This is a genomic window from Nocardia sp. NPDC005366 (assembly GCF_040606855.1).
Lineage (GTDB): Bacteria > Actinomycetota > Actinomycetes > Mycobacteriales > Mycobacteriaceae > Nocardia.
Window position 1 is genome coordinate 36,453 of sequence record NZ_JBEXFQ010000023.1, and the last position, 15,584, is coordinate 52,036.

Here is a 15,584-nt window from a genome sequence, read left to right on the forward strand (position 1 = left end):
GACGCTTACCGCAGACGTTCGCGGGTGCGACGAGCCACAATCACCACTCATGACGCAGACCGTCGCGACACCAGCCCACATCGTCCAGCAGCGCTACCGGGACGCCGATCCGGAGGATCCGGCCGACTGGAATCCGGTTCTGCAGGTCCTGCACGAACATCGCTCGGTGCGCAGGTATCTCGCCGATCCGGTCTCCGACGACACCCTGCGGCTGCTGATCTCCGCGGCGCAGTCCGCGCCCACGTCGTCGAATCTCCAGGTCTGGAGTGTCGTCGCGGTCCGCGACCCGCAGCGCAAAGCGCGGTTGGCCGCGCTGGCGGGCAATCAAGAACACATTCTGCAGGCGCCCGTGCTGCTGGTCTGGACGGCGGATTTCGCCCGGCTGCGCCAGCTCGCGGACGACAGGGGCGCGCCGCTGGAGGGCGCCGACTACCTGGAATCCAGCTACGTCGGTTTCATCGACGCCGCGCTGGCCGCGCAGAACGCCGTGGTGGCCGCGGAATCGCTCGGGCTGGGCACGGTGTATATCGGGGCGCTGCGCAATAAGCCCGCGCAGGTCGCGGCCGAACTCGGTCTGCCCGAACATGTTTTCGCGGTGTTCGGTCTCGTGGTCGGCCACCCCGACCCGGCCGAGGACGCCAGGGTGAAACCGCGTCTGCCGCAGCGGGCGGTGCTGCACCACGAGACCTACGATCTCGAGGCACAGCGCGAGCATGTCGCCGAATACGAGGGACGGATCGCGCAATTCTATGCCGAACAGCGACTTTCGCATTCGTGGACCGATCGCGTGCTGACCAGGCTCGCGTCGGCGGCGAGTTTGAACGGGCGGCACACATTACGCGAATCCCTGTTCGAACAGGGATTCCGGCTGCGCTGAGTCAGGCGGCGACCTTCTCCGCGAGGAGTTCGAAGGAACGTATCCGATCGTCGACGTCGTAGACCAGCGTATTGATCATCAATTCGTCGGCGTCGGTGCGTTCCATCAAATCGCCGAGTTGGCGACGGACCGTCTCGGGGGAGCCGAGGGCCTGGCCCTCACGGCGTTGCAGAATGAATTGCCGTTCGCGATCGCTGAGCGGGTATCGCGCCGCCTGCTCTGGGGTCGGCAGCGCCTGGGGACGTCCACCGGCCAGACGTAGGAAGGCCAGGTCGCGCGGCAGCGCCAACTCCTCGGCCCGCTCGTCGGTGTCGGCGCAGACGACGGCCACGGCCACCATCGCGTACGGCTTGTCCAATTGCTCGGACGGGCGGAACTGCTCGCGATAGAGCGCGAGCGCGGGTTCGGTATTGGCGGCGGAGAAATGATGGGCGAAGGCGAACGGCAGGCCGAGCAGCGCCGCGACCTGGGCGCTGAACCCGCTGGAACCGAGCAGCCAGATCTCCGGCTGCTCGCCGAGCCCTGGTGTCGCGGTGATTCCGGCGGGGTCGGTGCCCCTGAAGTAGCGCAGCAATGCCGCGAGTTCCTGCGGGAACGAATCGGCGTTGAGCCCCTCCTTGGTGCGCCGCAGGGCGAGGGCCGTCGCCTGATCCGTGCCGGGCGCGCGTCCGATGCCGAGATCGACGCGGCCGGGATGCAGCGCGTGCAGTGTTCCGAACTGTTCGGCCACTACCAGCGGGGCGTGATTGGGCAGCATCACCCCGCCCGAGCCGACGCGGATGGTCGAGGTGTTCGCGGCGAGATGCGCCAGTAGCACGCTCGGGGCCGAACTCGCGATACCGGGCATATTGTGGTGCTCGGCCACCCAGAAACGTTGATAGCCGAGCGCTTCGGTGCGCCGCGCGACCTCAGTGGTCGCCGCGAGCCCCTCACCTGCGGTGCGACCGGCCTGCACCGGCGCCAGATCCAGAACTGACAGCGGGACGTCCAGCAATGCGGCTCCTAGTCGTGGGATGACATCCAGAGCCAACGTCATCGGACCCGCGCCTTATTTCATGCCATGTCAGCGTGGCCGCGTGGATGTCGGCATCAGCCCTTCGGTGAGCAGGATGCGATGTGCCTCTTGGGCGGCCGACGCGGTTCGGTTGAGGTCGACTGTGTCGGTCGGCAACTGCTCCAAGCCGTGGGCGAGGGCGGCGACCGCGTCACCGAGCGCGCGGACCCGATCTTGGAGTGCGAGCACCGGATCGGCGTCGCTGTCCGTCCCGGCCGGTTCTTCGTCCGTCACCGGGGATACCTCGGGGCGCGCACCGCACAGGACGCCGTACAGCCGCATCGGCAATACCGCGAAGACGCGGTTCATCTGGCCTGCGGAGAACAGGTCGGAGAGCACCGCGGTGATCGTGCCAGCGACAGCGCCGACTTCGTCGGGTTCGATGTCCGCGGTCCTGGCGAATTGATCGATGAACTCGGCCAGACCGTGGCGCACCGGCACATGGCTTGGTATCCAGCCTTCGTAGTAGGCGCCGCGCAGGAGTTCGGGCAGTTGCGCGCTCAGATGCGCGGAAGCCGCCACACTGATCCGGTCCCTGACGGTATGCATCCAGGCCCGCAACGCGCGGTTGGCGAACGCGAGATCATCTGTGTCGAGGCCGTCGGCGACGGCGCGCAACCATTTGTGCGCGACCTGCACGGCAGGAGCGAAGGGGTCGGCGGCATGCGGCATGGTGTCCTCCTGGGTATTCGCCCGACGCGTCGGCGAGGGTGCACCGATCAGCCTGCGCCGACCGCGATCCGGGTCCAAGGGCCCAAAGTTGCTCGGTGGTGAGGCGATGGTCCCGTTCCGCGGGGACCTCTCACACACGCCCCGGACGCGATCTCACAGCAGGTGATGGCGTTCGAGGGATTTGAAGGCGAAGAAGCCGAGTGCGGCGGGCAGCCAGAAGGTCACCAAGCGGTAGGCGAGAACACCCGCGACCGCCGGTCCGTCCGCTACCCCACCCACCATCAGTCCCGCGACGAGTGATGCCTCGACGACTCCGAGCCCCGCCGGAGTCGGGCTGGCGGCGCCGAGCGCGGATCCACCGAGGAATACGGCGGTGACCAGGGCGGCCGAGGGGGTGCCGCCGAAGGCGTACACCGAGAATCCCAGGGCCGCGATGTAGGCGATGTTGCCGCCGATCTGGCCGGTGAGCAGCAGCGCGGCCTCGCGTGGCCTGCGCAGTACCCCCACCATCGATGACGCGGTGCCGCGGACCTCGGCGAGCCAGTCCGGGCGTCGCACCAGCAGCGCGATCGCCACTCCGATGGCGGTCATAGCCACGACGAAACCTGCCAACAGAACCCAGCCCGAGGGCAACGCCGAATCCAGCAGTTGACGGGATTGCCCGAGCCAGATACCAGCGCCGATCAACTGGAGCAGATGCAGCACGACACCCGATGCGGCGATGACGGCGATCGTGCCCACCGCGATGCCGCGCGGAAGGCCTGACCGCTCGAGATAGCGTTCGTTCACCGCGGTGCCGCCGATGCCGTACGGCGCAAGCCTGTTCGCGAACGACGTCGCCAATTGCACCTTCACGGTGCGACCGAAGGCGAGCGGGCGCGGGCTGGCGCCGAGCACGGTCAACGCCGCCGCGAGATAGGTCAGCGCCGACATCGCGAGGGCGCCGAGCAGCCACTGCCACCGTGCGTCATCGAGAGCGCTGATGGTGCGCCCGAGCTGACCGACCTGCGGCAGCAGCACGTAGGTCGCGAAGATCGTCGCCACAATCCAGCCCAGCGTGCGCCACTGGAACCGCATGATCGTCTCCGGTGCCGATAGTGGTGTGTCGGTCACCGCGGCGACGGTGCCGCGAATCTCATCGATCAGGCCGTGCCGGTGCCGTGCCGCGCTGCGGGTCGCGGAGGCGAGGGCCAGCGGCTGCAATTGCGGTGCCGCCCCGACCAGCGCGTCGTGCCCGAGCACCCGAAGTGCCGCGTCCACACTGCGTTTCGCCCCGACCTTCAGACTCATCGACACCAGGAGCTCGGCCACGTCGGCGTCGAGCCGGTGGTCGGAGGCGCCGGTCTCGCCGAATCCGAAATCGACGATCCAAGGATCACCCTGCTCGTCGATGAGCACATTGGCCAGCCGCAGATCGCGGTGCGCGATGCGAGCCGCCCGCAGCAGCGCGACTTGGCACCACACATCGCGCAGAACGTCGTCGGAGATCGGTTCGGCGACCGATCTGCCGAGGTCACGGCCGGGGATTCGAGCCTCGGCCAGCCAGGCGTCGCCGTTCTCGGCGACGCCGACGGAGATTATCGGTGGCGTGCGTACGCCGACGCGATAGGCCATCAGCGCGACGAACGCCTCGTGTTCGGCCTGCTGCTTCGGTGTCGCGAAAGGCGACTCGTCCTCGAGTTCCCGGAACACCAGATGGCGGAACGACTTGAACAGCAGATCCGAATTGCGTTCGTGATACCCGATGACCTTCACGAAGAGATCAGCGTGGGTGCCGTTCTCGGTGGTCACCAGAAAGGGGCGGGACCCGCGGGCATCCAGCCGGACAGGTGCGACATCGATCGGGTGCAGTCCCGCCGCGGCCAGCGCCTTGGCGAGGGCGGGCGCTTCGCAGCGATGCACCGGCGCCCCCCACAGCAGATGCATGGCTGCGGCGACTGCCCAGCCGAGAGCGGCGCCGCCGAAGACATCGAGAACCAGGTGAGCGCCGACGAAGATTCGAGCGAGCCCCACCACCGCCGCGGCCGCCCATGCCACCCTGCGCCAGGGCCGTGGCAGCCAGGGGGCGGCGGCGGCAGCGAGCGCGGCCGCGACGGCGGCGTGCCCTGAGACGAAACCGAGTCCGCCCTGGTGGGTCCGCAGATTGAGCTCGGTCAACAACATGTCGGGTCGAGCTCGCCCGACGAACGACTTGACTACCAGGGCCAGGACATACGCGAGCGTGCCCGCGGTGGCCAGATCACGCGCCAGCCGGAATTTGCGTGCCGCCAGCGCCACGACCGAAACGGCCACGACCGCGCCGAGCGAGCCCAGTTGCATGATCACGTACAACACCGGCATCACCCAGGAGGGCAAGTCGTTGATCAGATGGAACAGGTCCACTTCCAGCCGCGGCACCCGCGTGTGCCAGACGACCAATGTCGAAACGATCAGTGCGGAAACGCCGAGCACGACGCGTACGAGGTCGCCGGGATGCCGTTGCGTGACGACCGCCCTCGGCGTCGCGTTGGCCGTCGCGGCAGCTGTCGGCGGTGTGGTCGGCGTCGCTTCGGTGGTCATCGTTTCGTACTCCGGGGGTGAGAACTCGATCGTGTCGGTCGGGGAAAGCGACTGACATGGATTGTCCGGCTCGGGAATCCGAGCCTGTGCGCACCGCTGGATGCGGTGCGGTGTTCGGAGACGCCGACGACCAGGGTAAGGGTTGCGCCGAGCAGTACACCCGCGGCGGCTCCACCGATCACGTCCAGCGGCGCGTGCGCGCCGAGGTATACGCGCGCGGTCGCCGCGAGCGAGGCGAAGACGAAAACCGCGGTGCGCGCGGCGCGGCTCAGGTAGGGAGCGAGCAGCGTCGCCGTTCCGAACAGGATGACCGCGTGCCCGGAGGGAAACGAAAGCCCCGCGGTCGGGACGTCACGCAGCACGGGATCCGACATGGTGACGGCGGGACGCGGCCGGTGCACCAGGGCTTTGAGCACGTCGCGTTCGAGGATGAGCTTCGCCGGAATCAGGAGCACGAGACCCGATGCGAGCCGGTATCGGCCCAGTAGCAGCGCGACTATCGCGACAAGCGCCGGTGCTCCGAGCACACCGGACAGCTGGAGTAACCACAATGGCCGAAACAGATCGTCGGGCAGAGTATTCACAGCGTGAAACAGGGTGCTGTCGAGTCCGGTCAGTACCGTGGTGTGTGCCGTCCACGCAGCGATCGCGGTGGCCGCCAGCGCGACGGCTGCCAGTCCTGCGGTTCGCGGGGACCGCCGTCCGTTGACCCGGCACCCGGGTGACGTGGTCGATTCGGCCGTCTCGAAGACCCGGCGGCGGGCGGACAATTCTTGCTCCTACCGGCCGGTCGGATCGTCGATCCGAGAATATGTTGTGTCGGGTGCGCTGCACATTCTAGAGGAACGCGGGCGAGCGAAACGCTGGCTTTGGTCCTCGAAGCGAGGGACGATCCTCCGCTGACGCGTTGGCCGAGGCGGGAACCGAGTTCACGGGTGATCGAGCGGGCCAGGGCGGTACCTGCTCAGGCGGCGGTCTTGACAGGCGGCGGTCTTGTCAGGCGGCGGTCTTGTCAGGCCGGGTCTTGCGGCCGGGCATCATCGCCGCGGCGACGACCATGACCACCGCCATCGCGGCCAGCGCCACGAATACCGAGTGCACCGCCTCGGCGAGAGCGCCGGGTTCCGGGTGGTCGGCGTTGCCGACGCGGGAGTTCACGATGGCCCCGAATACTGCGACGCCGACGGCGCTGCCGATGGAGCGGGCGAACATATTGGCCGAGGTCACCACGCCGCGTTCGGTCCATTCGGCACTGGACTGGGCAGCGATGAGTGTCGGCGTCGCGACCAGCCCCATACCCGTGCCCACCACGAAACAGGACGCGGCGACCTGTGCGATGCCGGAGTTCTCGGTGATGAACAGCGTGCTCGCGGCTCCGAGGGCGGCGAGTCCGCCGCCGATGAGCGCGGTGCGGCGGAATCCGATGCGCAGGTACACCTTCCCGGCCTGGGACGCGGCGAGCGGCCAGCCGAGGGTGAGCGCGCCGACGGTGAGACCGGCCAGCAGCGCGCCGGTGCCGAGCACGCCCTGGGTGAACGTCGGAACGTAGGAGGTGAAACCGAGGACGACGGCCCCGACGAGGACCGAGACGGTACTACTGGCGATCACCACGCGCCGGGTGAACACCCACAGCGGCAGGATGGGATTCTCCGCCGAACGCTCCACCAGGACGAACAGCGACAACACGAGCACTCCGCCCGCGAAGATCGCGATACCGGTCGGTGACGACCAGGCCCACGCCTGACCGCCTTCGAGCAGGCCGAGGATGAGAGCGCCCGCGCCGATCGTCAGCAGGCAGGCGCCGAGATAGTCGACGCGACGGCGGTGCCGGGGCGCGCTCTCCGCGAAATTTCGCGCCAGCATCCAGCCGGCGAGGGCGGCCAGCGGCAGATTCACCAGGAAGATCCACCGCCAGCTGATGTACTCGGCGAAGATCCCGCCCACCAGCGGGCCGAGCACCGCCGACATGGCCCACACCGATGCCAGATAGCCCTGCACCTTGGCGCGTTCGGACAACGTGTACAGGTCGCCCGCGATCACCATCGTCATCGGCTGGATCGCGCCCGCGCCGATACCCTGCACGGCGCGGAAGATGATCAGGGCGACCATATTTCCCGCCAGCCCGCACAGCAGCGACCCGAGCGCGAAAACGGCTATGCCGAAAAGGATCACCGGCTTACGTCCGACGGTGTCGGCGAGTTTGCCGTAGATCGGCACGGTGACCGCCTGGGCCAGCAGGTATATCGAGAACAGCCAGGGGAATTGCGAGAATCCGCCGAGACTGTCGGTGATGGTGAGCACCGCGGTGGCGATGATCGTCGAATCCAGCGCCACCAGCCCGGTCGACAACATCAGCGATCCGAGGATCGGCCCGCGTTCGGATCGGAATCCGATGGCCGAATCCGCCGAATCCGCTACGTCGATCGCCACCGGCGGCCCCTCTCGTTCGTTCGCCTAACCATCTCGAACGAACATATCGGCGAGCCGGCTATTCCCGCACGGAATTTTTCCCGTCACGGCACCCAGGTGATGCGGCCGCCTTCGAAGTCCTGCGCCTTGCCGCCCTGATAGTCGTATTCGTCGCCGGTGGGGTAGCCGTAGCGGCCGTTCTCCGCACCCGCCCGGACCCAGTCGTCGCGCAGCGCGCCCCAGACGACATGCGCGCCGGTCCTCGGCGAGGAGTAGATCGCGCCGCCGGTGAACAGGTTGTAGCGACCGTTGCCCTTGGCGGACGCCTCGTCGGTGAGTGGGTACCCGAGCGGCCCGCTCTCCCAGCCGGTGGCCGCCCACTTGTCCCGGATCACGCCGCCCACCTGGTGCGCGGCAGTGCCGAGGGACCAGTAGATCGATCCGCGTTCGAAGTGGCTGAACCGGCCTGCACCGGACGGTGTGACTTGCTCCGCGGTAACCGGATATCCCAACGTCCCTGTTTCCGACCCGAGTTCGGTCCATTTGTCGCGGATCGCCCCGTTCACCGAATGGGCGCCGACATCGGGCTGCCAGTAGATCGCGGCATTGCGCGCGAAGGGCTGGAATTTCCCGCCGCGCGCGGCGTCGGATTCGGGGGCGACCGGATCTCCGAAGACGGCGGGGCCGCCCTGCTGGTCGTATTCCACCTCGATCGCGCCGCCGACCTCGAACGGGCCGATCGGCCGAGCCCCCGCCGCGGCGGCGGTCAGCAGCATGCCCGCCGCGACGGCGGTCAGGGCCAGCGCGCCGCGGCGGCGCGATCCGGACGGATTGGGTGTGCGACGTGGCTGTGCCATAGAGCTCCCTGTAGACGCGGAATCGGATGCCGGGAGTTTGCCAGCCCGGCCTGCGGCAGTGCTCCACCCGAAGTTACCAGCCGTTGGATTCGCGCCGGGCACGCCTGCCGCGAACTCGCGACACCGCGGCCACGGGCCGCCGACCGAGATGATCGCGTGGATCAGGGTTTGCGGAGGATCCCACCGTATTCGTAGACAACGGTGCGCGAGTCGGTGGTGCCGACATAGGGCAGCAGCGCCTCCGGCACCGGCTCCAGCGGAGGCTGGTCCGCGTCGGGACGCCAGTCGATGACGTTGGTCAGGCCGGGCTCGACCGGTTCGAGACCGTCGAACAGCGCGTCCACCTCCGCGGGCGTACGGTTCTGCCACGGAATCCCCGCGCCGTCCAGTTGCGCGGCGAAGGTGGCGCCGACTTCGGCATCGTCGCTGACGACCTGGGAGAAGGCGATATGGCTTCCCGGCGCGGCCACCGTATCGACGATGTGGCGCAGCGCGTGACGGGCGCCTTCGCCGACCGTGTCGACATCCTTGAGGTGATGTCCGACCGAGAGGAACAGCACGGCGACCGGTTCGGAGAAATCGATCAGCCGCCGCACATCCGAATCGGCGAGCACGGCGTCGGGATCGCGCATATCCGCGGTGATGACGGTGGTGCGCTCGTTGTCGGCGAGTAGCGCGCGACCGTGCGCCAGGACGATCGGATCGATATCGACGTAGGCGACACGGGCGTCGGGGTCGAAATGCTGGGCCACCTGGTGCACATTGTTATCCGTCGGCAGGCCGCATCCCAGGTCGAGGAATTGGCGAATTCCGGCCTCCTGGACCAGATAACGCACGGCACGGTAGAGGAATTGCCGGTTCTGACGCGCGATGTCGACGCATTCGGGGAACCCGGTCAACACATGGAGGATGATCTCGCGGTCGATGGCGTAGTTGTCCTTGCCGCCGAGCATCCATCCGTACGCCCGCGCCGATGTCGGCCGGTCCAGGGGGATCGAGGTTTCGATCGTATCGTCCGAAGTCATGAAGCTCCGCCTTTTCGTCTCGTGCCGCTCGGCCCGACGCCGGGTACCAGTCTGACCGTAGACGACTGGTCAAGCAAGACAGCTCGTTTCGGGCGCACCCTGACGAATTACGGTGTGCACACCTCGATTTGGGGATAGCTTATCGATACGTCCACGTGGCAGACTCGGCGCATGAGCACGCGGGAGATGCGCGAGTCGACGGGAATCGCGGATCCTGATTCGATCACCGAATCGGCGCGCCGGGCGGTCGGGACGACGTGGTGGGAGCGCGATGCCGACTGGCTGCCGCCGGGGTTCGATACCTACCTGCATCTGGAGCAGGCGGCGCGGCGGTTGCGTTGCTACGAATCCCGGGCCGTGCCGGAACTTCTACAGACGCCCGATTACGCCCGCGCGCTACTGGCGCTCGCGCATCCAACGGATTCGGAGATTCAACTCGAGCGCAGGGTCGCGCTGCGCATGCGCCGCGGCGAAGTCCTGACCGGATCCGATCCGGCCCAACTCTGGGTGATCATCGAGGAATCGGCGTTGCGCCGCCCGATCGGCGGCTCCGCGGTGTGGCGTGCCCAGCTCGACCACCTGTGCCTGGTGGCCGAAGCGCAGAATGTCGCGGTGCAGGTGCTCGCCGACCACGTGGGCGGGCCCGCGCTGACCGAAGGTTCGTTCTCGGTGCTGCGCTTCGCCGAAGGCGATCTGTCCGACCTGGTCTATCTGCAGCAGCTGACCAGGGGCACATTCCTGGACGCGAGCGACGATATCGAGGCATATCTCGCCGTCGCCGACACGCTGTCCGTGCACGCCGCGCCGCCGGAGTACGCCTCGGCGTGGATACAGGCGTTGTGCAAACACTATCCGTCGACCGTCGACCAGCCCGCCGACCTGGGATAGCGGTCGTCAGCGTCGGTGTGATAGCCGAAATGTCCGATTGCGCCGAAGGGGGCGGTGCGAAACTTGTTGACACATCCAGCGTGCGGCCCATTCGGTGCTGCTAACGTGGACGCGTCGTCGGGTTCGGGACGACTGGTGGGATGTGCGCGCTCGATCGTATCGATCGGCGAAAACGTCTGTTCCGCAGGCACTGTGGGTCACCCCTGTGACCCACAGCGGCCTTGCCAGCAGTTCCGGTCCGCGATTGGACCTCACGTCCGGGGTCGCAGGGTAGGCGGTGCGAGGAAGGCCGAGCAAAGCGTTGTGGCAGTTGGTCCAGAGCTACCGACCCCTGCGGCGTCGCGTCGACGCCGACGCTCGCGCCGATCACCCCGGGCGACATTCTGTTTCACCTCTTGGAGTCATATCTTTTGAGCACCCCACATTCAGCCGCGTTCAAGCCCCGGGCCGTCAATCCCGGCACCTGCCCTGTACAGCAGGGATCGCCCGTCGATACCGACGGCCCGCGACTACCCCTGTACACTCCCGAATTCGCCGCAGACCCGCACGCCGCCTATCGTGAAATGCGCAGGCAGTACGGCTCGATGGCCCCGATCGAGATGGCCCCGGGTGTTCCCGCCACCCTCGTGCTCGGATACCAGACCGCACTGCGCGTCCTGAACGATCCTGAACACTTCCCGGCCGATCCCCGAGCCTGGCAGGACAGCATTCCCGCCGACTCAGCGGTCAAGCCGATGATGGAATGGCACCCGAACGCGCTGCGTAACAGCGGCGCCGCGCATGTGCGCTATCGGCAGGCCTACGTCGCGGCGATCGACGGCATCGACCTGCACGCGCTGCATGCCACGATCGAGAAGATCGCCGTCCCGCTGATCAACGGCTTCTGCGAAACCGGGTCGGCGGATCTGGTGTCCCAGTACGCGTTTCCGCTCGTTTTCGAAGTGTTGAACAAGATGGTCGGCTGTTCGACCGAGTTGGGCCAGCGCGTGGCCACCGGTATGGCGATGCTCTTCGACACCGTCGAGGCGGCCCGCGGCATGGAGATGCTCAGCACAGCCCTGCTGGAGTTGATCGCGCTGCGTCGTGTCGAGCCGGGAGACGACGTCACCTCTCGGCTCGCCCACCACCCGGCCGGTCTCGACGACACCGAAATGCTGAGTCAGTTGATCAGCTTCTACGGCGCGGGTATCGAACCCCAGCAGAATCTCATCGCCAACACCCTGCTGCTCATGGTCACCGACGAACGGTTCGGCGGCAATATCCTCGGCGGTGCGCTGTCGACCCGGGACGCACTCGACGAGGTGTTGTTCAACGACCCGCCGATGGCGAATTTCTGCACCACCTACCCGAGGCAGCCGATCCTCATCGACAACACCTGGCTGCCCGCGCACCAGCCCGTCGTCATCAGTTTGTCCGGTTGCAACAACGACCCGGCGATCCGCGGCGGCGATCGCACCGGCAACCGCGCGCATCTGGCGTGGAGCGCGGGACCGCACGCCTGCCCGGCCAAATCCGTGGCCTACATGATCGTGCAGGACGCCATCGACCAATTGCTCGATGCCCTGCCGGAGATGGATCTGGCCGTTGCCGCCGACCAATTGTCGTGGCGGCCCGGCCCATTCCACCGTGCCCTCGCGGCACTGCCGGTCGTCTTCCCGCAATCTCCTCCGATGAACCTGGTGTAAGGAGCAACCCCGATGGAGAATCAACCGATCGTCCTGGATCCGACCGGCGCCGATATCCAAGGCGAGTTGAACAGGATCCGGGCCCGCGGGCCCGTCGCGCGGGTGGTGCTGCCCGGCGGCGTGCCCGCGTGGTCGGTGACCGATGCCGTGGTTCTGAAGAATCTGCTGGCCGATCCGCGCGTCTCCAAGGACGCGCGCCGACACTGGTCGGCGTTCATCAACGGTGAGATCACCGAGGCGTGGCCGCTGCACGTGTGGGTGGCTGTCGACAATATGTTCACCGCGTACGGCGCCGAACACCGGCGGCTGCGCAAACTGGTCTCGCCCGCCTTCACCCATCGGCGCACCACCGCACTGCGTCCGCGCATCGAGGAGATCACCACCCAACTGCTCGACCAGCTCGCGCAGACCCCGAGCGGTGAGTCGGTGGACCTGCGCCAGACCTACGCCTACCCGGTTCCGATCCGGGTCATCACCGAGATGATGGGCGTCCCCGACCACCTGGGGCCGGGCATGCACACCTGCGTCGACGGTTTCTTCGACACCTCGCTCGGTCCGGAGGAGGCGATGGCGAACTATCTCGAGATGTACCGGCTCGTGAGCGAACTCGTCGCCTACCGGCGCGAGACTCCCGGTGATGACGTCACCAGCGTGCTCATCGCGACCCGCGACGAGGACGACGGCTCACGGCTGTCGGAGAAGGAACTCGTCGATACCCTGATCCTGGTCATCAACGCCGGGCACGAGACCACCGTCAACCTGCTCGATCAGGCGATCGTCGCCCTGCTGACCCACGGTGAGCAGCGCGCCGAGGTGGTCGAGGGCAGGACCCCGTGGTCGGAGGTGGTGGAGGAGACGCTGCGCTACGAGGCGCCGGTGGCTCATCTCCCGCTGCGCTACGCCGTCGAGGACATCGATGTCGACGGCATCCTGATTCCCAAGGGCGAAGCCATTCTCGTGTCCTACGCCGGCGCGGGCCGCGATCCCGGCGTGCACGGTGCGACGGCCGCCGAATTCGACATCCATCGCGCGAACAAGGAGCATCTGTCCTTCGGGCACGGGGCGCACCATTGCATCGGCGCTCCGCTGGCCCGGCTCGAGGCCGCCATCACGTTGCCCGCCCTGTTCGAGCGGTTCCCGAATATCCGGCTGGCCGAGGATCCCGCCGCATTGGAACCCGTCGGAAGTCTCGTCTCCAACGGTCACCGCAGGCTTCCGGTGTACCTGGACTGATCGCGCCGCGCGTGGGGCGTCGCGTCGGCGGCGCCCGGACGCGGGGTCAGCGCCCGAGTTCATCGATATCGGATTGCTCGATCGGGCAGCTGACCGTGCGCGGCACGTCGATCCGGACATCGCCGATATGCGGGCCCGCGGCGGTGTTCGAGATACTTGCTATCCGGACGCTGTCGGTAGGAACCGATTGATCTCCGAGAATATCGAGCGCTCCGACTCCGGCCAGAATGATAGCCGCGGTGGCGAAGAATAGCTTCATTGCCTGCTCCCGCTGGTAGGGCGAGTTCGAATGCCGAGTCCGCGTCGACTCGTATATGTCTCGTATCTCGTTTCGGTCGCTGAGTATTTGCTCACAGGAACCGTAAGTCCGAATTCGTACGATGTTCAAGACACAGAACGGTCACGAAAGTGATAGTCGCGGGTGTCGCTCTGCCCGAAAACCGCTGTGACCGGGTATTCGATGCCCGGTCATCATCCGATGCGCGGTGGCGAATTCCGAGTTACCGAGTTGTTATGGATTTTTCACATCGTGGCGGCCGTATCCCGAAGTGCAACAGGGTCGTGATCGTGCCCGTGCGATCCGATGGAGTCGGACGCGGACCCGGTGAGCCGCGCTACCGCTGCCGAGACCGCCGACCCGGCCGGTAGTCGCAGGGCTCCCGGGCGAGGCTCACGCGCCCAGCGCCACCCGAAGCCGTGATCCGACATCGGAAGCATCACGCGACGGCCGCTGGCCCGCAGGACGACGCCGTGGGCTGTGAGATCCCGGACAACGGTGGGCCGGGGTGGAGGTGCGACGAGAAAGGTCCACACGGTGTCGCGCGGATTCGCCACGACGGGCCCGATATGCCGGTCCTGGAGAAGACTCAGCACCCGTGAACCCAAGTGGGCGGGCATGTCGACGGCATCCAGTTGCGCACCGCAGACGACGGTTGGCCGCGACTGTGTCAGTTCGACCGGCAATCCGTATCGGTGACGCAGGAGGTGGGCGACATCGTGTGGGCTATAACAGGTTTCGAACACGGTACCTCTCTGGTGAAGTCCTCGTGGAAGTCGCGGCGCGGGATGGATCGGCCCGCCCTCGGGCTGGGTCGATGACACCATTCGTCCATTGCCGCAGCATTTCCGCGACATTGCTCCGCCATTGCTCTCTGCTCGCCGCGCCCGACTGCGACGCGGCGTAACCGAGATCCTGGGCCGAGCGCGGGAGTTGTTGCGGCAGTGTGGGATAGCGGTCGAGTTCGCCGGCAGGCGGTGGTCGAGGTCACCGGCGCCCGGACTATCGGGCTAGGGTGGGGCCATGGTCGCATCGACGCAGATCGTGCTCGCTTCCCGCCCGGTGGGTGCGCCCACCGCGGCGAATTTCCGCACCGAGACGGCGGAGCTGCCGCCGCTCGCCGACGGACAGGTGCTGTTGCGCACGCTGTATCTCTCACTCGATCCGTATATGCGGGGACGCATGAGTGCGGCGAAATCGTATGCCGCGCCGGTGGGGGTGGGCGATGTCATGGTCGGCGGCACCGTCTCGGAAGTGCTGGAGTCGCGGGATCCCGGCCTGGCGAAAGGTGATGTGGTGCAGTCCTATTCGGGCTGGCAGACCCATCAGGTCACGCAGGCGAAAGGGTTGCGCGCACTGGATCCCGACCTGGCACCGGTGTCGACCGCGCTCGGTGTGCTCGGCATGCCGGGTTTCACGGCCTACTCGGGCCTGTTGAAAATCGGTCGCCCCGAGGAGGGGCAGACCCTGGTGGTGGCCGCGGCCAGCGGCCCGGTCGGCTCCGCAGTCGGTCAGATCGCGCGCATCAGGGGTCTGCGTGCGGTAGGGATAGCGGGTGGACCGAAGAAGGTGGCCTACCTGCGCGACGAACTCGGATTCGACGCGGCGATCGATCACCGCGCCCCCGATTTCGCCGACCAGTTGCGGGCCGCCGTGCCCGACGGCGTGGATATCTACTTCGAGAATGTCGGCGGTGCGGTCGCCGCCGCCGTCTACCCGCTGCTCAACACCTACGCCAGGGTGCCCGTCTGCGGTCTGATCGCCGATTACAACGCGGCGAGCGCACAGGAGGGCCCGGACCGCCTGCCCGCCTTCTACTCCCGCATTCTCACCAAGAGCCTCACGGTGCGCGGTTTCATCCAGACCGAATTCGTGCGGGAGATGTACTCCGATTTCCTCCGGGATATGTCCGGTTGGATAGCGCAGGGGCGCGTGAAGTACCGCGAAGATATCGTCGACGGCTTGGAGCGGGCCCCCGAGGCGTTCATCGGACTACTCGAGGGCCGCAACTTCGGCAAACTCCTGGTACGGACCGGATAGGGGTCCGG

At 67.1% G+C, this 15,584-nt stretch carries 13 protein-coding genes; 5 read left to right on the forward strand and 8 right to left on the reverse strand.

Annotated elements, in window-relative coordinates; translation table 11 throughout:
- Positions 1–49 precede the first annotated feature (49 nt).
- Positions 50–877 carry an NADPH-dependent oxidoreductase gene (locus ABZS43_RS24300; protein ID WP_355038245.1) on the forward strand — a complete coding sequence of 276 codons (828 nt, stop codon included), beginning with the start codon at positions 50–52 and terminating at the stop codon, positions 875–877.
- A gap of 1 nt (position 878) precedes the next feature.
- Here the strand turns inward: ABZS43_RS24300 and ABZS43_RS24305 are convergent, their stop codons facing one another.
- The 7 genes from ABZS43_RS24305 to ABZS43_RS24335 form a co-directional block, all read right to left on the reverse strand.
- Positions 879–1,913, reverse strand: a complete 1,035-nt coding sequence (locus tag ABZS43_RS24305; protein WP_355038246.1) for an LLM class flavin-dependent oxidoreductase — start codon at positions 1,911–1,913, stop codon at positions 879–881.
- 27 nt (positions 1,914–1,940) lie between these two features.
- On the reverse strand, positions 1,941–2,603 hold the full coding sequence (locus ABZS43_RS24310) for a DUF2267 domain-containing protein (RefSeq protein WP_355038247.1): 663 nt from the start codon (positions 2,601–2,603) through the stop codon (positions 1,941–1,943).
- 153 nt (positions 2,604–2,756) lie between these two features.
- Positions 2,757–5,162 (reverse strand): lysylphosphatidylglycerol synthase domain-containing protein, encoded by a 2,406-nt coding sequence (locus ABZS43_RS24315; protein WP_355038248.1) that lies wholly within the window; start codon positions 5,160–5,162, stop codon positions 2,757–2,759.
- Positions 5,159–5,932: a phosphatase PAP2 family protein gene (locus ABZS43_RS24320; RefSeq protein WP_355038249.1), complete on the reverse strand. Its 774-nt coding sequence runs from the start codon at positions 5,930–5,932 to the stop codon at positions 5,159–5,161. Before ABZS43_RS24320 ends, ABZS43_RS24315 begins: the two co-directional genes overlap by 4 nt.
- Before the next feature lie 226 nt (positions 5,933–6,158).
- The gene (locus tag ABZS43_RS24325; protein ID WP_355038250.1) at positions 6,159–7,592 is read right to left on the reverse strand and encodes an MDR family MFS transporter; all 1,434 of its coding nucleotides are present in this window, start codon (positions 7,590–7,592) and stop codon (positions 6,159–6,161) included.
- 83 nt (positions 7,593–7,675) lie between these two features.
- Positions 7,676–8,428, reverse strand: a complete 753-nt coding sequence (locus tag ABZS43_RS24330; protein ID WP_355038251.1) for a hypothetical protein — start codon at positions 8,426–8,428, stop codon at positions 7,676–7,678.
- A gap of 161 nt (positions 8,429–8,589) precedes the next feature.
- The gene (locus ABZS43_RS24335; RefSeq protein ID WP_355038252.1) at positions 8,590–9,453 is read right to left on the reverse strand and encodes an SAM-dependent methyltransferase; all 864 of its coding nucleotides are present in this window, start codon (positions 9,451–9,453) and stop codon (positions 8,590–8,592) included.
- A 171-nt stretch (positions 9,454–9,624) separates the two neighbouring features.
- On the opposite strand from ABZS43_RS24335, the gene ABZS43_RS24340 reads away from it, so the two are divergent.
- The 3 genes from ABZS43_RS24340 (at position 9,625) to ABZS43_RS24350 (ending at position 13,259) form a co-directional block, all read left to right on the forward strand.
- Positions 9,625–10,341 (forward strand): DUF5753 domain-containing protein, encoded by a 717-nt coding sequence (locus ABZS43_RS24340; RefSeq protein ID WP_355038253.1) that lies wholly within the window; start codon positions 9,625–9,627, stop codon positions 10,339–10,341.
- Positions 10,342–10,751: 410 nt separating this feature from the next.
- The gene (locus tag ABZS43_RS24345; protein WP_355038254.1) at positions 10,752–12,026 is read left to right on the forward strand and encodes a cytochrome P450; all 1,275 of its coding nucleotides are present in this window, start codon (positions 10,752–10,754) and stop codon (positions 12,024–12,026) included.
- Between the two features lie 12 nt (positions 12,027–12,038).
- The gene (locus tag ABZS43_RS24350) at positions 12,039–13,259 is read left to right on the forward strand and encodes a cytochrome P450 (RefSeq protein WP_355038255.1); all 1,221 of its coding nucleotides are present in this window, start codon (positions 12,039–12,041) and stop codon (positions 13,257–13,259) included.
- Between the two features lie 46 nt (positions 13,260–13,305).
- Here ABZS43_RS24350 and ABZS43_RS24355 read toward each other — a convergent pair whose 3' ends face one another.
- Entirely contained in the window at positions 13,306–13,518 is a 213-nt protein-coding gene (locus tag ABZS43_RS24355; RefSeq protein ID WP_355038256.1) for a hypothetical protein, read from the reverse strand.
- A 1,041-nt stretch (positions 13,519–14,559) separates the two neighbouring features.
- On the opposite strand from ABZS43_RS24355, the gene ABZS43_RS24360 reads away from it, so the two are divergent.
- Positions 14,560–15,576: an NADP-dependent oxidoreductase gene (locus tag ABZS43_RS24360; RefSeq protein WP_355038257.1), complete on the forward strand. Its 1,017-nt coding sequence runs from the start codon at positions 14,560–14,562 to the stop codon at positions 15,574–15,576.
- Positions 15,577–15,584 lie beyond the last annotated feature (8 nt).